Annotated in this window: 17 protein-coding genes; 5 read left to right on the top strand and 12 right to left on the bottom strand. The window is 37.9% G+C overall.

Annotation, left to right across the window (positions count from 1 at the left end):
• Positions 1-164: 164 nt before the first annotated feature.
• The 6 genes from FSB73_RS19330 to FSB73_RS19305 all read right to left on the bottom strand — a co-directional run bounded on the left by FSB73_RS19330 (position 165) and on the right by FSB73_RS19305 (position 8,198).
• Positions 165-2,030, bottom strand: coding sequence for a RagB/SusD family nutrient uptake outer membrane protein (locus tag FSB73_RS19330; RefSeq protein ID WP_146785978.1), 1,866 nt, complete (start codon positions 2,028-2,030; stop codon positions 165-167).
• Positions 2,031-2,117: 87 nt separating this feature from the next.
• Positions 2,118-4,037, bottom strand: a complete 1,920-nt coding sequence (locus FSB73_RS19325; RefSeq protein WP_158639614.1) for a SusC/RagA family TonB-linked outer membrane protein — start codon at positions 4,035-4,037, stop codon at positions 2,118-2,120.
• Positions 4,034-5,317 (bottom strand): TonB-dependent receptor plug domain-containing protein, encoded by a 1,284-nt coding sequence (locus FSB73_RS19320; RefSeq protein WP_146785971.1) that lies wholly within the window; start codon positions 5,315-5,317, stop codon positions 4,034-4,036. Before FSB73_RS19320 ends, FSB73_RS19325 begins: the two co-directional genes overlap by 4 nt.
• A gap of 1,046 nt (positions 5,318-6,363) precedes the next feature.
• Complete coding sequence (locus FSB73_RS19315) at positions 6,364-6,684, bottom strand: hypothetical protein (RefSeq protein ID WP_146785968.1); 321 nt, start codon at positions 6,682-6,684, stop codon at positions 6,364-6,366.
• The gene (locus tag FSB73_RS19310) at positions 6,681-7,058 is read right to left on the bottom strand and encodes a hypothetical protein (RefSeq protein WP_146785966.1); all 378 of its coding nucleotides are present in this window, start codon (positions 7,056-7,058) and stop codon (positions 6,681-6,683) included. Before FSB73_RS19310 ends, FSB73_RS19315 begins: the two co-directional genes overlap by 4 nt.
• A 432-nt stretch (positions 7,059-7,490) precedes the next feature.
• Entirely contained in the window at positions 7,491-8,198 is a 708-nt protein-coding gene (locus FSB73_RS19305; protein WP_146785963.1) for an alpha/beta hydrolase, read from the bottom strand.
• Between the two features lie 528 nt (positions 8,199-8,726).
• Here FSB73_RS19305 and FSB73_RS19300 point away from each other — a divergent pair.
• The 5 genes from FSB73_RS19300 (at position 8,727) to FSB73_RS19280 (ending at position 11,060) form a co-directional block, all read left to right on the top strand.
• The gene (locus FSB73_RS19300) at positions 8,727-9,467 is read left to right on the top strand and encodes a hypothetical protein (RefSeq protein ID WP_146785960.1); all 741 of its coding nucleotides are present in this window, start codon (positions 8,727-8,729) and stop codon (positions 9,465-9,467) included.
• 14 nt (positions 9,468-9,481) lie between these two features.
• The gene (locus FSB73_RS19295) at positions 9,482-9,712 is read left to right on the top strand and encodes a helix-turn-helix domain-containing protein (RefSeq protein ID WP_146785957.1); all 231 of its coding nucleotides are present in this window, start codon (positions 9,482-9,484) and stop codon (positions 9,710-9,712) included.
• Between the two features lie 184 nt (positions 9,713-9,896).
• Positions 9,897-10,097 carry a hypothetical protein gene (locus FSB73_RS19290; RefSeq protein ID WP_146785954.1) on the top strand — a complete coding sequence of 67 codons (201 nt, stop codon included), beginning with the start codon at positions 9,897-9,899 and terminating at the stop codon, positions 10,095-10,097.
• Between the two features lie 30 nt (positions 10,098-10,127).
• Complete coding sequence (locus FSB73_RS19285; protein ID WP_146785951.1) at positions 10,128-10,574, top strand: MauE/DoxX family redox-associated membrane protein; 447 nt, start codon at positions 10,128-10,130, stop codon at positions 10,572-10,574.
• Between the two features lie 93 nt (positions 10,575-10,667).
• Complete coding sequence (locus FSB73_RS19280; protein ID WP_146785949.1) at positions 10,668-11,060, top strand: hypothetical protein; 393 nt, start codon at positions 10,668-10,670, stop codon at positions 11,058-11,060.
• Positions 11,061-11,133: 73 nt separating this feature from the next.
• Here the strand turns inward: FSB73_RS19280 and FSB73_RS19275 are convergent, their stop codons facing one another.
• From FSB73_RS19275 to FSB73_RS19250, 6 genes are all read right to left on the bottom strand, one after another.
• Positions 11,134-12,504: a RagB/SusD family nutrient uptake outer membrane protein gene (locus FSB73_RS19275; RefSeq protein ID WP_146785946.1), complete on the bottom strand. Its 1,371-nt coding sequence runs from the start codon at positions 12,502-12,504 to the stop codon at positions 11,134-11,136.
• A 184-nt stretch (positions 12,505-12,688) separates the two neighbouring features.
• The gene (locus FSB73_RS19270; protein ID WP_146785942.1) at positions 12,689-15,700 is read right to left on the bottom strand and encodes a SusC/RagA family TonB-linked outer membrane protein; all 3,012 of its coding nucleotides are present in this window, start codon (positions 15,698-15,700) and stop codon (positions 12,689-12,691) included.
• 15 nt (positions 15,701-15,715) lie between these two features.
• Positions 15,716-16,321, bottom strand: coding sequence for a TlpA family protein disulfide reductase (locus tag FSB73_RS19265; protein WP_158639613.1), 606 nt, complete (start codon positions 16,319-16,321; stop codon positions 15,716-15,718).
• Positions 16,322-16,897: 576 nt separating this feature from the next.
• Entirely contained in the window at positions 16,898-17,719 is an 822-nt protein-coding gene (locus FSB73_RS19260) for a queuosine precursor transporter (RefSeq protein WP_146785936.1), read from the bottom strand.
• The gene (locus FSB73_RS19255) at positions 17,712-17,993 is read right to left on the bottom strand and encodes a hypothetical protein (RefSeq protein ID WP_146785933.1); all 282 of its coding nucleotides are present in this window, start codon (positions 17,991-17,993) and stop codon (positions 17,712-17,714) included. Before FSB73_RS19255 ends, FSB73_RS19260 begins: the two co-directional genes overlap by 8 nt.
• Before the next feature lie 98 nt (positions 17,994-18,091).
• On the bottom strand, positions 18,092-20,431 hold the full coding sequence (locus FSB73_RS19250) for a sodium-translocating pyrophosphatase (RefSeq protein ID WP_146785930.1): 2,340 nt from the start codon (positions 20,429-20,431) through the stop codon (positions 18,092-18,094).
• Between the last annotated feature and the right edge of the window lie 224 nt (positions 20,432-20,655).

The raw sequence follows: 20,655 nt of genomic DNA, 5'->3' as shown, positions 1-20,655 counted from the left end.
ATTTCACTGCAGGATTTCTCTATAGCATTTCCATGCAACAACGAACCAGTGTATAAGGGTCATCCGCAAGGCCAGGCTTAATGCTTTGCCACTACGGATGACACCTGTATTTAAACACCTCAACTCAAATGTGCACTTGTTATATATATTTGTCAGTGCTTAGATTAATCAGTCGGGATCGAAGTTAGTGCAGCGACATTATTCTCTGCCCCGGAATAGCCTTGATTCTGATTGATGTGCGCACCAGTATTTGCGTCAATAGCGCTTTGTGGCACAGGCCAAAGCACTTGATAAGGACTGATTTTATACATATCTCCATGCGGTGTAACGGTATTATTCCTGTAGAAATTATTACACTCCATCACCCGGTCATACCAGAAATTGCTGGTAGAAAAGCTAGTCTTACTATAAGTGTGTCCTTTATAGGATTTACCAAGTTGTGCAAATATATAAGCAATTCTCGTCAGTTCAACCTTTCGTTCTTCTTCATAATATAACTCACGGGCACGTTCATCCAAAATGGTGGCGATGGTGACATCAGCGGCCTTAATTGGCGTTGCTTTTGCCCTTTGTCTGACAACATTAATATCTGCTGCTGCCTCGGTCAATTCACCTTTCCAGAAGTAGGCCTCTGCCCGCACCAGATAGGTTTCAGCCAGTCGGAAAACATACCAGTCACCGTTACCGCCTCTGGGAGGAGTGTTGATGTCGTCAGCAATATAGAGTTTATAGAAAGGAAACTCAAACCATTCTCTTAAAGTGTCTGAACAAAGGATCGTATTGCCTTCATATAACTGCAGATTTTTTCCATAATAGGGATCTTTCCCCTTTAAGGAGGGTTCATTGTAGACAAAATCTTCCATTTTCATCCAATTTCCGGGAGCGTGTCTTAGATCATTGCCAGCATCTGCCCAGATGGCTTTTTCCGCATACCAGCTTGGGCGGCATCTACCAATCCCTCTACCAGTGACAGCGGAAAAAGAAAATGGAATATCCACCTTATCGGAAAGACCTTTATTACCCATAGGTGTTTTGATCTTACCACCGCCCAGATATGGCAGCGTCTGACGCATTATCTGCGTTCCACCATCAAATTTTCCATCCATATCCGGTTTGTCAATCACCAGCATAAGTGCTTCCTTATTGACGGCAATATCTTTATTGCCACTCTGATGTAAATCCCAAATAACGTTTTTGGAGCCGTCACTGGCATCCTGACCAAAACGTTCTGTCATCAGATGATAGTTGCCCCCATCAATTAAATCTGTAGCCGCTTTAATCGCACCATCAAAATCGCCCAACGCCAAATCAATTTTGGCTAGTAAATGCTGACAGGCGCCTTTAGTGACTTCTCCCTTGGCTTTACCTTCATCGGTTACCCATTTAACCGCAAATTGCATATCCGACTGGATCTGTTTTAATATAACAGTCCTGTCGACAGTTTGAAAATCTAATTTGGGTTCATTATAGAGCTTGCCTACCCAAGGCACATCCCCAAATTCATTGGTCAATTCATAATAACGAAAAGATCTGTGAAAATAAGCCTGACCCAACAAATCATTTCTGGTGGCTAGTTGCGTCTGGTCAGTGGTATCCCATTTAGGCTCATCAATATAAGTGATGACGGTATTGGCATATTTAATATCTGCATATCCCTGGTGCCAGAAGTAGAAGATCCGGTTATGGTCGGCATTATCATTGGAGCTGTTAATGGCATCCGGCGTAATCTGCAAATCCATATTCTGGGCGGGGCCCGATTTATCATCCGTACCATCGACGGCGATATCAGAAAAGGTTAACTGGGTAATTTCTGGTGCACCATCACCCGACCAATTATAGCGAAGGTTGCGTTCACAGGCAACCAGTGCCCCTTTTAAGCCTTCAGCTGTATTGTAAGTGGAGGAAGGTGTATAAAAGGACAATGGCTTAGAATCCAGATAGTCCTTTTTGCAACTACTTGTGCAAAGCCAGGTGACACTAAGAAGTAATAGTGCCTTGGAGGCATATTTATTTGAATGAATCGTAAACATATTATCTGTTTTTACTATTTAAGTTAATTTAACCATCAGGTTTACACGGTTTCCAAGTGTAGGTATCTATTTGAAAACCCCTTTTATTTATAAGGTGACATTTACGCCTAGTGTATAATTTCTGGGAGAAGGGCCTGGCGTAGACATTTCAGGATCCCAGAAGTCCCAGTTAGGTGCATAAACGGCTGCGTTTCTGACAGTAAAATAAACCCGTAAATCTTTGATCTGTGCTTTTTTGAGCATCTCCTTTGGAAAACTATACGCCAGTGAAACGGTGGCCAGTCTCACAAAAGAGGTTTTGCGCCACACATTGTAACTAGCACCGCCATCGCTGGAAAATAGTCTTGCATAATCATTAATCTGATTGTCAACGGTCCAATAGGGCAAATCATAATAACTACTACGGTCAATAAAGCCACTATTGTTTTTGGCTGTATTATAGGTAGCCATGGCGCCCAGTTTAGCATAAAGCATAAAGGAAAAGTCAAAGTTTTTCAAGAAAGTAAAGTCATTGCGAAGTGATAGATTATATCTGGGATTTTTATATCCTAAAAACTGTTTGTCGTCATTGGTATATTTGCCATCTCCGTTGACATCCTCAATTTTGAAATCTCCAGGTTGCTGGCCATATTTTGCCGCCAGATCCTTTTCGGCCTCACTATATACGCCCAACACTTTATAATCCCAGACGGCATCCAAAGGATGGTCTATAAACCAGCCATTGGTTATATCATCTGGTTCCCTTTGGCCAACCACATTTCCATTGGCATCCAAAACATCTTGTTTATCTCCATAAAGACTGACGATTTTATTGCGATTAAGTGAAAAATTGAAGGAACTTGTCCAACTAAAATTACTGTGATTAATGTTTTGACTGGTCAGCTGGAACTCTAGCCCTTTGTTATCGATCTGCCCTAAGTTGGTCCAGATATAATCAAAGCCGATAATATCTTCTAAAGAGCGCTTAACCAATAAATTAGTGGTTTTGCTTTTATAGGCATCGATGCTACCAGAAAGGATCCCATTAAACATCCTAAAATCCAAACCAATATTATAGGCTGCTGTTCTTTCCCATTGCAGATTGGGATTGGCCATATTCGCCACATATAGTTCACTAACAGATTCAACTGTCCCATCATCACCAACATGAAAGTATTTGCCAGTAGTAATATTTGATAGGGCTACATAACGGCCAATATCCCGGTTTCCATTGATCCCATAGGAGAGACGCAGCTTTCCGTAGTCCAGAAAATCCGTCTTAAACCAGGGTTCTTTCGTAAACTCCCATCCAAGCGCTACTGCAGGAAAGGTTCCCCACTTATAGCGGTCACCAAAGGCTGAGTAACCATCTCTTCTGACGGAGGCCGTTAGTAAGTAACGCTGTTTATAGGAATAGATTAATCTGCCCATAAAGGCCTGTCCGGTACCATACTCGTCATTACTTGAAGGGACGGCATTCGTGCCTGCACCTATATTATGGTATCCCAGATTATCATTGGGTACAAAATTATTATTATTTACCAGGTCGCTCCAGAATTGATATTTTTCAGCATTTTGTAGTAAGGTCACTTCAAAATGGTGATCTCCAAAGTCATGGTTCCAGGTAAGCAAGTTATCTATATTCCACTGATAGGTATCAGAGTGCTCCCGGTGGACTAAACCTCCCTGTACTTCCCAATTGGAACCTTTGAAGCCAGAGGAATTGTGGTTATAATATTGATACCATTGGAACTGAGGTGTAAAGTTTACCTGGTACTGGATACCAAAAGGTAGCTTCACTTTGCCATAAAAGTTGGCGTTTAAGGTATAATATTTTTTAAGACGATCGGTATAGGTAGGAGCTCCCAGTACATTTTCTGTCTGTCCTAATCCCTGTTGGTCGTTTGGACTATAACGCAATGTGGAGGAGTCATCTGTATAAATGGAGCCTAATGGAGAATTGGTAATGGCTTTATTCCAGTCTGCCGGCACGCCACTTTCATCTCTGACGGCAAAACCAACGTTCATGCCCATGGTAAAAAATCGGTAACCTTCGCATCCAGATTTAAACGACTTCTGGCAATGCTGTACCTGTCTCCATATACGATGCCCTGATTATCCTGATAACCAGCAGACCAATAATAAGACACTTTGTCTGTTTTACCAGAGAGGCTAGCCGTGTAGTTTTGTTGCGTACCACTTTTGATGATCATATCATACCAATCTACACTTCTGCCAGCTAGATAATTGTCGATTTCTACGCCGCGCATGCCTAATCTTTCAAGCCAGATACGCACTGGATCGCCTTTTGCCCCGTCATAGGCCAGCCAGTCATCTACAGATAAATCACTGGGAAGGTTTCTGGGATCACTATACTGATAGGGTTTAGCCGTCTTCGCATTTTGACTCAATGCTACGTTTTCTCTAAACTTTATATACCCTAAGGCGTCATAAGGCCGAAGATTGATTTCTGGAGTAGCTTTACCAAAATTGGCATTGACCGCAACGGTTGGTTTGCCAGATTTGCCTTTTTTAGTCGTAATCGCAATAACACCTTCTGCCGCCTTGGCGCCATAAACAGCAACGGAACTGGCATCTTTCAATACATCTACTGAGGCTATATCATCTGGATTAATATCATTAATGGATCCGTAATAAATGACACCATCCAGTACAATCAAGGGAGTTGCACCAGCATTCAGGGTATTTTTGCCTCTAATTTGAAAATCACCCGAAGGTTTGGCAGCTGTGCTGTAAGGTACACTTAGTCCAGGCACATTTGATCGCATAATATCTTGTAGCGAGGCAGGATTTTCATTTTTTAGTTGCTCCGTATTGACGGTGGAAATAGCGCCCGTTAAATCTCTTTTCTTTTGAGTTCCATAACCGATCATGACAACATCGTCCAGCGTAGTCGTCTCAGGGGTCAATTGAACATTCAGATGCCGGCCAGAAACCTTGAATTCTCGTTGTCCATAACCCACGAATTTGAAAATTAAAATCTGGCCGTTTGCGGCCTCAATAGAATAATGACCTTTATCATCAGTAATGGTACCTTCCTTCGTGCCCTTCACTAATACAGAAGCACCCGAAATAGGTATGCCTGAACTGTCAGTCACCTGACCAGTTACGATTTGTTGCAAATATAGGGTTGCTTCTTTGTGGCTGTCTTTTTTATAAGGCGCTGCAAAGGTTGTATTACTGCCTACAGCTATACAAGCCACGGCCGTGATACCAATCGCATAATGCAGAAGAGGATACCTGGCCTGGCCAAACTTATCCGCCTTCTTTGCGTGTTTTTTAATCATGGAATTCTTTTTTTGAGTGATGAGTTTAAATAGGGAACTGCTCTTTTTAAAGCAATTGCCACGGGATTTTCAAATACCTTTTTGTAATGTGGGAAATACCTCCTTTTTTAAACAGGTGAATAAATAGTATTGTAGGAATGCATAGGCTGCACCCCTGATAGGATAATCATGAATAGTACTTTTGTTATTTATGTAACCTGAACAATAGAAAACGAAAGCTTGCTCCTTTTAGAAAAAAAACAAACCACCTTGGGATACAATCAAACGGAAAAAATTATGAGGCTTAGGAGTTCAGGCAATTCAAAAGTAGGTTAGGCCAGAAGCTTTTAATACCATAGTGGGTGAAAAGGTTTTCACACTAATATTTACGAAAAAATCATTCAAGGCAGTCGCAGCTGTATAATCTGCACAAATGCAATTACAAAGCGAATTTATTAAGTTCATATCCACCATTTGATATCGTTTTAAATGTTAAATCATCAGGTAAGCTAAATTAATCAAATTGGGATATTTAACGATTCTTTTTTTACGGAATCGTTTCCGTACGGATATTTGTTAGGCTCCAAAATTATCTATAAGTAATGATAATCAACAAGTAATTAAATATAAATGATCCCACAAAAATGCAAAATTTGCCTTGTTTTTTAAAAAATACAAGATTAAAATTGTTAATGCGCGATTTAATTTTAAACAAATTATTGTTATAAATGTTAAAACACTGCCTCTATAAGTAGATGATTTATAATTCGATGCGTACTGTTTCACGGCAATCGACTCCATCTGGAAAAGGATGCACAGAGCGGTCAAATTATTTTTAAAAGGAGCATATAAGGCAGTTCAAAAGATGATTTTGCAAACGAGTTCAGGCCAAAAGATGCGAATTCTGGTAAGAAACGCTAGCCTCCAGCCGGTAACATGCTTAAAAGAACAGCGGGAGCGCCCGGATATTCTCAGGCACCCAGGACACCACCGTATACGGACCGTACATGGTTTGCCATCGAAAAATGGCCATAAAATCAAAAAAATAATTATATAATCACTTGAGACTACACATTGGTTGGATTGGCAAGTCCCGATTGGATATCTCCTTCAAAGTGTTTTCCCAAAAGTCCATCAGCCGCTTTTTTAATACCCGCCGGACAATCCCTGTCCATTTGATAATGGATAACAAAAAACAGATCAATGAGCTTAGATAGCTTAGTATATAAGGTTAATCCATCAACAGCAAAAGGAAGCTCCTTCATATTCTGAATAACAAAGGATGATTTGGCAAGCATTTCCAAGATGCATACCCAATCCTTGTAGGTGCCGATTTTAAAAAACTGCCTGATTACACGAGATGGTGCCTTTAGATCATTGATCGTCAAAATCCGTGGTAAATCTTTATATAAAAAGCAGCTGCAGTTATAATAGGTTGGCTTTGTACTGATTGTAGGTACTTTGGAACAGGTTTTAAACGATTGTCCAGGTCCTCATTTAATTTACTGGCTATGTATACAGCATAATGCAATGCTTGCATATATTCTGCAAATAAACGCCTTAATCCATCATTCCAGACATCATTGCGGAAAGCAATTTCAATCATACGAAAAATAAAACTGCGTAATTGTTCGTGGTTAAATTTGTTGAAAATATAGGGAACCGCTTCTATTGGATCCTTATCTATATTTTGGGTGTGCCAGATGGCATTATTTATATAATTGTCCTGCATGATATGCCTGTTTTTAAGCTTATTTATCATATTTTTTGTCACTAATATGGTTCGCCAAAGAAGATACTTAATGCATTGATCTAGATCCAATAGTCATAAATACATAAATCCGTCCTGTCTTTGAACCGTAATTATCTAATTCTGTAAATCAGGTTACAAAATAGGGTAACATTGATTTAAAATCACGTTATAACTACCTCATGGCAGTATTTAACTGAAGCGGACTAAAATGGATTATTTGATCTGCTCACGCGCAAGTTAATGATAAAGATTTAATTTTTTTCACATTTTACCTTGGGAATTAATCCCGCTTTTTTTAAAAGCTAGGATGCACTGAATATAGGCATTTCAGGGGGTTTTCTAAAATTTGGAGCAAATTCCCGTTTTTTCAAAGCCCTATTTATACCGAAAAAGAGCGGGTAATAATGTTTCTGCGAGCACCTAAAGGCGTTTACAAAACGATTAAGCATCTATTTTCGCGCCTTCCAGCACTTTTGCCAATAACTGATTGACTTCCATAGAGCGGTTATAAACCATGAAATGTGTGCCATTTTTGACGGGCAATGTTCGCTTATTAGGACGGTAGGGAAGGATCACGTCTGCCGTTCCATGCAAGTGTTGCATGTTTTCAGGAATAAAATGGTTGTCCCATTTTAATATCCTGGGTACAGCCCATTTAACAAATACGGGATCTGCTTTAAGCATAACATGGCTTAACAAGTCTTTGTCCTCTTTGGAAACGGCTCCGAGTAGCCAGGCAGTAATAAAATTTCTGTGGTGGTAAAAATAATTAGGAACAATTTTATAAATACCTGTCAGACTCGCTAATTTAAACCAGAATGGCAGACCTTTTCGGTTGGTGACACTTGAAATAAGGATCGTATAAGTCGGTTTCAGGAATTTATTCATTTCAATGGCCATCATTCCTCCCAGCGACAGTCCTACCAATATAAAAGGTTGACGTTGATCAATTTTCTCGGCTAATCTTACCGCATAGGCAGGGAATGTTTCTCCTTTGCTAGGTCTGAGCCATGCCAAATGATGTATCACAAACCCCTTGGGCAGTTTTGTTTTTAAAAACATTTGTTCATCTGCCCCAGGCCACTGATAAAATAAGCGTTCATTGACTCTTTTGAATAGATTAAATAAACCAAAAATAGTATTCCCCATTAAATTTAAGGTAAAAGCAGCACATATACCACAAATAATCAACTGGTGCTGAAGGGGTTGCCAAAAAACGTTTACATTAAAGTAATTCAACCTATTGAATATATACAACTTAGGGCCAATTTATAGTTGGGTTTGGACATAAAATGGAAGAAAAACAATCAGCTATCAATCTGGCGCATTGACTAAATAAATGAGCATTCTTTATTATCCAATCAAGCTATATTTGTTAAGGTCACATATAGTTACACCATAATTCAGTGATTTTGGCTCGATTAAAAAAGAAATATAATTAAAAATAAAAAAATATGATAAATTTATGTTTTAATTGATGCTCTTAAGCTGGCTTTTGGGGGATACATTTAAGAGGTTTACATCCAATTTTCTGCCTGTTAACCTCTGAAAGGCAACTAGCGTATGGTCCACAATATTGTTTTCTTAGTCAAAGCATTGCCTGGTTTCACTGTTTTATTTTCCAAATATCGATTTCAACAAAAATGGAAACTATTTTTTTAAATTAAATAATAAAAAATGGCTGGATTTAAAATATTTTCAAAATTCCATGGTGAATTGCAATTGCAAGCAGGCCTGCCTAAAAAATTCAATAAAATAATCCCCGGTGCAGAATGCGGATATGTAGCCCACAACGAAATGTATATGGCTTTCCAGAGAGTAAAGGTGGGGCCATATGGTCTTGTATTTAGTCATTATAATGGTATGTCCAATAGTGATCGTTATTCATGTGAGGATGATGAACCGGTTATCGAAATAAATTTCAATATAGATGGCAAAGCCAGAATTGATTTAACTAGCCATGACTGGGTCGTATTTCAACCAGAATACCATGAAATCATGATTTTACCTTATGTAAAGGACCAAGTACACTTTTTAACCAATAATCTGGAAAACTTTGGCATCCATATTCCGTATTCCAAATTTAAATTATTGGCAAAAAAATTCAAGCATCTGAGACCACTATTGAAAGCCTATGAGAACCAAAAATTCGGCTTTTTAAACAAAAAAATACCGATCAAGACTTCCATTAAGTCAATGGCACTTTTAATTCAATTAACTCAACGAATAGAACGCGGTCTGTATGACCAAATAACACTGGAAATGTTAGAGCAATTAATTGAACAATCTTTGGTACAGGACATAGAAAATAAACCGTCCAAGAAATTAAAATTCTCCTATGTGGATATAGAACGGGTCATAAATTTCCATAGGAAACTCCGAAGCGATTTATCAGTGCCAGTTTCTATAAAAATTTAATCGAAGAATCATATATGATTCCTGGCAAATTGCGAAAAGGTTTTAAATTAGTTTATGATATAACGCCATATGAATATAGACAACAATGCGTTTACGAGTATATTTATGAGCAGATGAAGAATTCTAATTACACGACTTTATCTGAGTTGGTCGATATGAGCAATACCCAAAATGTAACAGAATTTGCCAAACAGTTCAAACGCTATATTGGCGTAGATCCTAAAAACCTACTTAAAAAGGAGTAAATTCTCACCTAACTTATTAGTTCTTCAATATTTACAGTTTAGTTTGATTATTTTTTGAAATTTTCATTCACCATTTTTGAAATTTTCATTGCTATAAATCAAAGTGGGCATGCTGGAGACTACTGTATCTTCGATGTAGAAAATAAAACAGTAAAAATTATTGGCAGGCTTTAAGGGGAACGTGGTGATAAAGTCCATTTACCTGAATGGAATGACGCTTATTGATATGATGGTCGACTATGCCCCTGAGTTTTTTTCAATCGACTATCTGAATACCGGCCACGTTGGCAACCATATTACCGGTATCGATAAGAAAAGGCGCATAGTTGCAGCGAGAGGCAGCAAAAAAACAATTATGGAAGCGCGCACCATAATTGCTTTTTAAAAAGGTATTGCTAAATAAAATATCAAAAGCATGAAAAGAGATTTTTGGATAACGGTCATCTGCATGCTGCTAATTATTTTATGGGTCTATGCAGCAGTAAGTAAACTACTTGAATTTGTGGCATTTGGGGAGCAACTCAATAAGCAACCACTTCCTCCATGGTCAATCCCGCTACTTAAGTGGGGATTACCAGTCGTAGAACTTAGTGTTGCGATACTCATCTACAATACAAAAACAAGGCTCAAGGGGTTAATCGCTTCGCTGTTTTTAATGGTCGCCTTTACATTATACGTAATATTTGCATTAGGTGGTGCATTTGGTAGAATTCCGTGCTCGTGCGCGGGTATTATTTCACAATTAAAATGGAAAGGACATTTAATATTCAATATAAGCTTTACAATCATTAGCCTTATAGGGGTTATGCTTCAAATAAAAGACGGCAGACAATATACAAACCAACAAGTACAGATACGTTGAAATAACAGTTATAACAACTACCAGGAAGTAACCGAAAACCTGAAAATAGAGTAGGAGATTATCAAATCAATGAACTGCGGCACTAAAAATAAAGTGCAGGTAGGCAATTATTTTAAAAAATTAAAAATTAAAAACCATGAACATTGCAAGAAAATGCTATTCTTATGCGTATTCGTATTCGCAATAGCACTGGCATGCATCACCAGCGCATTCAAAGGTGCACCAAAAGTCCAAGTAAATCCATATTTCTACAGTTATGTTGGACCAACTTTTAGTGATCAGGACATAACAAATGCCCAAAATTATCAGCGTGCAGATATTGACCCGTGTACTGGATCACAGGATATTTGTGGTATTTACTTAACTATAGACAATGGAGTTGGAAATGCACCAGATGCAAATGAGTTGGCTACAAAAGCACAGGAAATTAAGGATTCTGAGGCAAACGGATCTCCAGAAACTGAAAATATCGCAATGCAAAACTAAAAATTAGCCAACAAGTTTAAAGAAAGAAGGGGTAGCTCAATTCTGTTTGAGCCCCTTTCATTCTTTGTAATAATTATGGATTTTGTATTAACCCGCTTAGCTCTACCGACCTGCGGTCTATTTGAATTGTATAGCGATCACTTCCAGGAAGTAACTCATATTCTTTTCCATTAATAAATCGATAAAGAGTATCTGCATATTCACTTTCCTTATTTAATCTTCGTAAATCTGTCCATCTAAGACCACGAAATAATAACTCTTTCCTTCTCTCTTTAAGAATTAATTTAATTAGACCTCCTGAAACCGGAGAAGAATATTGTTTAAAAGTCCCTTTTACATATCTATGCCTCAGCAAATTATTTAAGTCATTCAACGCAGCAGACGAATCTCCTTGGCGAGCAAAACACTCAGCTCTGTTTAAAAACATTTCATCCGTGGCGATTCCTGTAAACATGGTATGATTACCTGGTTTACCAGTGTAATTTCCTTTAAAATGAAAAGTACCATCACCATTTGATTGAAAAAATGCATATTTTCTGATATCATTATTTGCATACGATTTATAAAGGGTAGAATCCACTTTGGCTTTACTTTGCTGTAAGGAATTTGGGGAAATAGATTGTATATCATAAATATCTTCCAAATTAAACTGTTCAAACGGCGATTGAGAAGTGCTATCAACTGAATTATAATCAATTAAATTATGATACAATTTTAAGCAACTATCTGCATATTTGCCGGCATTTTGGTAATCCTGCATGGACAAATATACTCTTGAAAGTTCTCCATAAGCAGCCTGCTTCGTCGCCAGATACTTTTCTTTTAAAGAAATTGGAAGGCTTTTTAAAGACAACTCCAAATCAGAAATAATTTGTCGATAGGTAACTTCAGCTGTTGCTCTTGTTATTTTCTCGTTTAGGTCAGAAGTCAATTTCAAAGGAATTCCTAAATCAGATTTTGCTGTTTCCTTATTATATACCTTCATAAACAATTGAGAAAGACCAAAATGATAAAAGGCTCGTACAAAATATGCCATTGATTTTAAAGTATTCGCCCTCTGTTTTTCTCCAGAATTGTTTATGGTAACCTTGTCTGCATTATCTATTACTGTATTTGCTGTATTGATCATCCTATAAGGGCTACTCCAGTCTCCTTTCAATTGATCATATTTTTGCCATAAATATAAATTTTGTGTCAATTCGGAAGTAGCTCCCCAATCATCATCTGTTAAATAATAATTGTCTGAACAAGCCTCGCCCAAAGATGGACTATATGAATTCATCCACGGGTAATACACTAATAGTTCATGCAAATCATCAACAGTGGAGACAATAGATAATGATTGATCCGTTTTTTTTTCCAGAAATTTGCTGCAGGATGTATTCATTAAAATCCAAGACAATATAAAAACACTAAGTAATATATTATGTTTATACATATTCATCCTTTAAAATTTAAAAATTAAGTTTTAATCCCAATGAAATGCTCTTTTGAGGTTTCACATCATAAATAATATCTGGATCCAGGTTGTCTTTATTTTTTTCCAAAGCATCCAATTTAAATTGTTCAAATAAATGTAAAACACCATATTCTTTATTACCTTACTGTTATTATATTTTAATTGATAATCAATATACATCATTTAATTTAATATTATCAGCAGGATCCACATTAATATCACTAAAATTGTAAAAACTTGTTCGATTACTATTCATTGGATAAATAAACGAAGGAACCGACGTAAATTTTTCATCGCCTGGCTTCTGCCATCTTTTCTCAAATTCATAACCAACACTACCATTATAAATTAAGCTATAATAACTAATACTAGGCTTTCTAAAATAATAATTCAGTCTATAGGTAATATTTGCAGCAAGTGTGAATCCTTTAAACTGAATTGAATTTCGGACTGAACCAAATATTGGTGGTAAAGCCTGACCACTAATAACATTTTGTTCAAGTGGATTTTGGAAAATAGCATAATAATCTTTGCTAATTTCCCCATCAACATATCCCAAGGGGTCTCCGGTTGCCGGATCTAAACCTGCAAATTTATAACTGGCCACCAAATATGGATTATAGCCGTCTACAGCAAATATTGAAGTCCCATCCGAAATACGAAAGGAACTTGCATTTGCATAATTAGTTTTAAGCACCTTGAAGGAAGTGTAACTAAGTAAAATTGTAGATTTCCATTTTACTTTTCGATTCAAATTCAATGTATTTAAGGTGATATCAACTCCATGGCCTCCTAAAGTTGCAGAATTTTTACGCACTGAATTAAAACCGGTTATTGGATCTAAATCACTAACATTCATTAAATCAATTGATTTTTTAGTATAATATTCAATTGATCCGCTGATATAATTGTTCAACATGGAGAAATCTGCGCCAAAGTTTAATTGTTTAACCCTTTCCCATCGCAAATCTGGATTAGCAGGCTGACTTACGGTAGCTGCCGGAATATGAATAGGGTTATTTCTTGAGGCAGGAAGGTAACTAATGGTCGTCAACGCAGAAGCATTAGGATCTAGGTTGCCACTGAAGCCATATGTCATTCTAAATTTTAATTCTGGCAGCCAGTCAATTCTATAAAAATCCTCATTAGAAATCCTCCATGCGCCACCTACTGACCACAAGGGAACCCATTTCTGATTCGTTTTTACACCAAAAAAATTGGATGCATCCTTTCTAAAACTACCAGAAATAATATATCGATTATTGTAAGTATAAGAACCATTAGAATACAAGGAAACAAATCTATTAGTAAATTTACTTGAATTGGTAGCATTTAATATAAAAGTCTTCCCTCTTACATTATCATAAGTTTGAAATTGTGTTGTATAGTCAGGCATTTGTGTAGCCAAGGTTGTTTCATCATACCCATAATCGCGTCTTGAATCAGAAGTAGTTAGCATGTCTCTTAATTCACTTCCTATAATCACTGATAATTGATTCTTTGTATTCCAGGTTTTATCAATATTTAATTGAAACCTTCCCGATTGTGATTCCATTTTTCCTCCGTTGTGAACCAAAACACCGCCCTTGGGAAGATGATAAATAGGTGTGCCATCAATTATCTCTGTAAATTCATTGACTAAATCTCTTGCAAAAAAACTTTTCAAATTATGAATTTGATAATTATCGGTCCAATCGTTTTCGTATTGGTAGGCAGCCTTAGCCGTAAGCCAATTTGTAAGCTTATAACTTGACGTAAGGTTTAATACCACGTCTGATTGATCAGTAAAATTATTATTATTTTTTAATTCATCTAGGGGCCTGAATTTCCAATCCAGCAATTGCCCATTGCCAGCAGTATCTGTAAAAACTCCGCGATAATACAAATCTAATACAGCAGGTGTTCCATCATTATTTACTAAACGTGTATATGGCGTTATTCCTGCTATAGACTGAGTAAAGCTTCCAAAGCCACCAGGACTATTTTGCGTTGAATGGGTTTTAGTTAAAATCAATCCTGGATTAAAATCCCATCTCTTTGTCAAATGAACAACATTATCTGAACGGATAGTAATTCGGTTATTATCATTTCCCGCTAAATTAGCCATACCCTTATCGAGCCCAATAGAAAAACGATAATTCACAAAGTCTGATGCACCTGCAATTCCAAGAGAATATTGTTGATTATAGGAGGGGCGGTAAAGATATTTCTCCATGTCAGATCTCATGTCAATACCTCTAAAGGCATTAATTTGCTCCTTCGCCTGTTCCGCAGTGATCTGGCCAAGCTTTTCTTGTTGTAAAATTTCGACCACAGGAGAAATGATAGGTCTTCTGACATTTGAAAAATCGGAGTTAAAAAACCCCTTTGCAAATAGAAACTCCTCTAAATCAATATAATCCGATGAATTCATTTGATAAGCACTGAATAAATCTGGTCTGGGCTTAATTGTAAGATTGCTGTTAAATGATATTTGCATGGCCTGTTTGTCATGCGCACGTTTAGTTGTAATGACTATTACACCATTACCAGCCCTTGCCCCCCAAATACTGGTTGCGGCCGCATCCTTCAAAATGGATATACTTTCAACATCGTTCGGGTTTATATTATTAATATCCCCAGAATAAGGAAAGTTATCCAAAATTATCAACGGAGTCGCAGCATTTGCAGTTAATGTACTTAAACCTCTCATTTGATATTTTATGACACTATTCTTTCTATTATCAACAAGAAGACTACTGGTTATGCCATCTAGCCGATCCAGGACATTTGGCCCAACTCGCTGATTAAAAACAGTGCTATCAATCAAATAAAAGGAGCCTGTTGATCTTTCTTTTGGAATCTTTTGGTAACCAGTATTTATGGTTACCTCATTCAATTCATTTGTAAATTCATCTAAGGTTATTTTAACTTCTGATTCACTACCATAAATAATTCTTTTTTGCACTTGATAACCAACCGCACTAATAATTAAGGTGTCTGGAAATTGACTTAATTTTATTATAAAACCATTTTTGCCCGCTAATACAGATTCTCCTGTTACATTAGATTGTATTGTAGCGCCAAATACAGGATTATTATGTTTATCCACAACTTCTCCATGAAGCGTTAAAGCATTTTGAGCAAATAGTGAATAGGAAAATATAAATGCAGTTATGGCTGCTATTACATTCTTTGGCATATGCAATCTTTATTTTTAATTATTTAGTAAAATTGATAGTTCTTGAGACGGCGGTTGCATATGGAGACCATAATTTGTTGATTTAAGTCCCTTCAACCTTTTTTCAAGTACTCTAAATGGAGCTAATGCTTTTAAAATAGCTTCTTTATTGATTAAATTATCAGAAGTTTGTGCGAGAATCAATCCGTTTGGAGCAATCCAGACATAATGCGGAACAAATTTAAATCTAAATAATTGACGAAGAGATTTGTCTCTAATTACTATTGGAAATGGGAGTCTGGCATGTATTTTATTGTATTTCTCAATAAATTTTTCCACATCCTCTTTCTTGTCAGTGGTTACCAATAGAAATTGAATATCTTGCTTTAAAAGTTGTTGAATCGAATCCTCCTTGGCAAACATTTTAATGCAACTTCCACAATGAATATTCCAGAAGTCTAAAATAACCATCTTGTCCCCAAAATGTGATAAATTAATTATCGAATCTTTATAATTGACAATATTGTTAAGTTGGATATCAGGTACTCTATCGCCAATATAAAATGGTTCAATACTAATTTTCTGACAATAACTAACCACCACCAACATAGCTCCGCCCATTAAGCATAATAACTTTTTCAAAATAAATTGCATTGAAGATTAAAAATATAGCTGTAATTGGAGTTAACTGAGGTAGGATTTACCTCAGATAGGGTTTTTAGGCTTGCTGGCAATAAGCAAAATGAAGGCGATCCATGTAAACCTACGTATGGGTATGCGTTGTACTTCAAAATTTAAATGTAGACAATGTGTACCCATAAAAGCGTTTAAATATTTTTTTAACCGTTTGACTGTCTCTTTTATTTGTCAAAAAAAACAGCTGTATTTGGTTATCAGGAAAACATTTTAATATATTCTAGCTTCAGCATCCGTTGCGTTAAATCAAAACCATTCAAAACTACTATGGACTTGTTTTCAGCTTAATTTCGCCAGAAAGCAACTAAAAGCCTGCATAATTTTTCATCAATTGTGAACAGGAACAATAATCAAAAATCTATCACTTGTTAGGTAGTAATCCATAAACACCTTATTCTCAATTGATAATCCAAAAATATGCAGATGTAATTTATTTCATTTATGAAAAAAAATACATCTGTTCATGAGACGAACAGATGTATTTTCTGGATGATAAATATTTGTCAGGTAAAACAGCACTTTTTAGCCAGCGGTCGGGATATTTTCAAAGCCATCCTCCTGTGCTTCAACCTCTTGCCCCATAGCACTGAGTCGCATTTTATGGGCGGTTTCTTTACCTACATATCTTTCAATCCATTTTTCTACATAGATAATCACAGGTGTCATTATTATCGCCACGACTGATTTATAAATATAGTTCATCACACCGATGGCCAGCACCAGTGACCATGCCCAGTTATTGCCAATCTTAAAAGCAATAATCAGCACAATATAACTGTCCACTAACTGAGAAACCAGAGTAGACCCCGTCGCTCGAAGCCAGATCATTTTATCGCCGGTTCGCTTTTTAATTTTTTGAAACACATAGACATCCACCAGCTGTGAGAATAAAAAGGCAACCAGAGACCCGATAATAATCCACATGCCCTGGCCAAAAATGCCATTAAAGGCATTTTGCATATTATCTATTCCTTTTGCCTTACCAGACCCGATCCAAAAATCAGCGGCGGGTATATGGATAGAGAGATAGAACATAATAAAGGCGTAGGCAATCAAACCAATGGCCGTATAGCTGATCCTTCTGACTGCTTTAGGGCCAAAAAACTCATTAACGATATCCGTAATTACAAATTCCAAGGGCCATAATAAGACGCCACAGGTGAGGGTAAAAGAAAGGCCACTTTCTCCAAAAAGAGTCAGGTTCGCCGGCTGAAATCCAAAAACTTTTTCCAGAGAGAATATTTTACCGCCGATACATTCTGCAATAAGGGCATTGGCCACAAAAAAAGCGGTAAACCCTAAAAAAAGTTTAGAGGGCCGGTCCTTTAAAAAACGATTAATCATAAAATAGGAATAAGACTGTTTGGAAGACTAAACAGCACAGACAAAATAACCAGATCCATTTGGCTACAGGCAGCGTTTCCCCCTTTTTTTTGATCAAAATGATGGAAAAAAGCAACGCCAGGTTAAAAATAGGCGCCAGTAACCAGCCACCTAATAGACCAATGGGGCCTTGATGCAGGTTATTTGCCACCACCTTAAATCTCAATAGCAGATCAATAAAATAGATAATATTGAATATAAAGGCGATTTTGGATAACCAGGAAATTTTACGCATTGCTGTCTTTACTTATGTGTCCGTTTTGTTTAGCAAAGCACCAAAATTAATAAAACTAAACAAAAAGAGCAGCGGTCAGCTGCTCTTTTGTATAAGTGTTATGATCCCATTTGATTTTTTGACAAAAATTCCTTGGAGGATCGTTTTTCGATTAATGTTGGCCGATGCAGGGTAAACATGGCTGCTGTATCAGCGTTTTCCAATAGAAACTGGTTGATACGCGCATCCTGGTTAGGCTCAGCTTTTAAGAGATTGTGAATATCTTCTTGCTTTTGAAGCAGGTTCTTATGGATGTCTGCTGAATGCATCTTGGTAATGGTTGGTGCGATGACCAGCGAAACAATACTCATTAGTTTAATCAGGATATTCATCGATGGACCTGAGGTGTCCTTAAAAGGATCGCCCACCGTATCTCCTGTAACGGAGGCTTTATGCGGATCTGATTTCTTGTAATGCATCTCGCCATTGATCTCAACGCCTTTTTCAAAGGATTTTTTAGCATTATCCCAGGCACCACCGGCGTTATTTTGGAACATACCCATCAACACGCCGGACACGGTCGCTCCAGCCAGAAATCCACCTAATACTTCTGGCCCGAATACAAAACCTATAATTAACGGGCTGACCAGGGCTATACCTCCAGGCAATAGCATTTTTTTAAGAGAGGCATTGGTGGAGATCGCCACACACTTATCATATTCAGGTGTGCCTTTTCCTTCCATAATACCGGGTATCGTTCTAAACTGTCTGCGCACTTCTTCAACCATAGCCATCGCTGCCTCACCCACCGCTCTGATAGCGAATGCGGAGAAAATAAAGGGAATCATGGCGCCTATAAATAATCCAGCGAGCACATCAGCCCGGTAGATATCGATACCGTCAATTTTGGCGATACCGACAAAGGCAGCAAATAAGGCTAAGGAAGTTAAGGCGGCGGAAGCAATAGCAAACCCCTTACCGGTGGCTGCTGTTGTGTTACCCACTGCATCCAGTATATCTGTTTTTTCTCGGACCTCACCTGGCAGTTCGCTCATTTCAGCGATGCCACCGGCGTTGTCTGCAATTGGCCCAAATGCATCAATGGCCAACTGCATGGCGGTAGTAGCCATCATACCTGCGGAGGCTATAGCCACACCATATAAACCAGCACATAAAAAAGAGCCGTAAATACCTGCGGCAAGGACGATAACCGGCAACATGGTACTTTCCATACCAACAGCTAAACCTCCAATGATATTGGTTGCATGACCCGTACCTGATTGGCGGATAATGCTTTTAACCGGTCGTTTGCCCATGGCGGTAAAATATTCCGTAATAACACTCATCAGGGTGCCTACACCCAGGCCAACCAATATGGCTCCATACACACCATTACTAGTAAAGGAAGTTCCACGAAGCACCATGGTGGTATCCTTGGGCAATAGCCAGTTGACAATAAAATAAGTAGCAATAGCAGTCAGGATAATAGCCCCCCAGTTACCTTTATTCAGCGCCGCTTGTACTTTTGCGGTGCTTAAACCAGCGTTCTCACTAATAGTAACAAAGAAAGTGCCTATAATAGAAAAAATAATCCCTGCGCCGGCAATCAGCATCGGCAGCAAAATGGGAGAGAAGCCACTGTAGCCATCAGCAAGAGAAACGCCGTTGGTCCCCAGCACCTCATGACCCAATACCATCGTGGCCAAAATAGTCGCTACATAGCTCCCAAAAAGGTCTGCACCCATACCAGCAACGTCACCTACGTTATCGCCTACATTATCTGCAATGGTAGCCGGGTTCCTTGGATCATCCTCCGGTATACCGGCCTCTACCTTACCTACCAAATCCGCACCTACATCAGCAGCCTTGGTATAAATACCACCGCCTACACGGGCAAATAAGGCAATACTTTCTGCACCCAGGCTAAATCCAGTCAATACTTCAATGGCTCTTGCCACTTCCTGTGTATCACTTAAGGCGCCAGGAGCAAAAGTCATCAATAGCACAATAAATAATCCACCCAGGCCTATAACTGCCAGTCCAGTAACACCCATCCCCATGACAGAACCACCGGTAAAAGAAACAGCCAATGCTTTTTTGAGCGAAGTTCTGGCAGCATTGGCGGTTCTGACATTGGCCTTGGTGGCAATACGCATCCCAATAAAACCGGCCAGGGCACTTAAGAAAGCACCTGCAACAAAAGATAGTGCAATGGACCAGTGAGAACTACTATTGCTGTATCCCATTATGCCTAATAAGATACCAGCGATGACAACAAAATACAGCATGACCCTATATTCAGCTTTGAGAAAGGCCATAGCGCCATCCGCAATATATTTAGATATTTCTTTCATGCGATCCAACCCGGGATCCTGCGCCGCAACCCATCTGCTCTTGATGATCGTAAATATTAGACCTATGAGGCCCAAGGCAGGCACCACATAAAACAAATTGTTCATAGACGACATATTTTTTTAATTAAAAAATGATTATGAAACAAATATAAGGATTAAAAAATTAAATTTAACATAGTGTTCAAAATCTCAGCAATAATTATTACTTCTTATACAATATATTGTTAATGAATGCATTGCAAACCCTTTATTTTTTCAGTCCAATGACTGGAATTGTTAACCCCTTGATGATATTTCAGATCAATAATATATGAATTATAAATATATTT

Origin of the sequence: Arachidicoccus ginsenosidivorans (genome assembly GCF_007971385.1) — a bacterium.
In the GTDB taxonomy this organism is placed as follows: domain Bacteria; phylum Bacteroidota; class Bacteroidia; order Chitinophagales; family Chitinophagaceae; genus Arachidicoccus; species Arachidicoccus ginsenosidivorans.
The sequence above is the reverse complement of the archived record's forward strand: the minus strand, read 5'-3'. Positions and strand labels throughout refer to the sequence as shown.

Coding starts and splice junctions, on each gene's coding strand:
- FSB73_RS19330 (WP_146785978.1), bottom strand. CDS start 2,030: ATGTTTACGATTCATTCAAATAAATATGCCTCCAAGGCACTATTACTT.
- FSB73_RS19325 (WP_158639614.1), bottom strand. CDS start 4,037: ATGAACGTTGGTTTTGCCGTCAGAGATGAAAGTGGCGTGCCGGCAGAC.
- FSB73_RS19320 (WP_146785971.1), bottom strand. CDS start 5,317: ATGATTAAAAAACACGCAAAGAAGGCGGATAAGTTTGGCCAGGCCAGG.
- FSB73_RS19310 (WP_146785966.1), bottom strand. CDS start 7,058: ATGATAAATAAGCTTAAAAACAGGCATATCATGCAGGACAATTATATA.
- FSB73_RS19305 (WP_146785963.1), bottom strand. CDS start 8,198: ATGGGGAATACTATTTTTGGTTTATTTAATCTATTCAAAAGAGTCAAT.
- FSB73_RS19300 (WP_146785960.1), top strand. CDS start 8,727: ATGGCTGGATTTAAAATATTTTCAAAATTCCATGGTGAATTGCAATTG.
- FSB73_RS19295 (WP_146785957.1), top strand. CDS start 9,482: ATGATTCCTGGCAAATTGCGAAAAGGTTTTAAATTAGTTTATGATATA.
- FSB73_RS19285 (WP_146785951.1), top strand. CDS start 10,128: ATGAAAAGAGATTTTTGGATAACGGTCATCTGCATGCTGCTAATTATT.
- FSB73_RS19275 (WP_146785946.1), bottom strand. CDS start 12,504: ATGAATATGTATAAACATAATATATTACTTAGTGTTTTTATATTGTCT.
- FSB73_RS19270 (WP_146785942.1), bottom strand. CDS start 15,700: ATGCCAAAGAATGTAATAGCAGCCATAACTGCATTTATATTTTCCTAT.
- FSB73_RS19260 (WP_146785936.1), bottom strand. CDS start 17,719: ATGATTAATCGTTTTTTAAAGGACCGGCCCTCTAAACTTTTTTTAGGG.
- FSB73_RS19255 (WP_146785933.1), bottom strand. CDS start 17,993: ATGCGTAAAATTTCCTGGTTATCCAAAATCGCCTTTATATTCAATATT.
- FSB73_RS19250 (WP_146785930.1), bottom strand. CDS start 20,431: ATGAACAATTTGTTTTATGTGGTGCCTGCCTTGGGCCTCATAGGTCTA.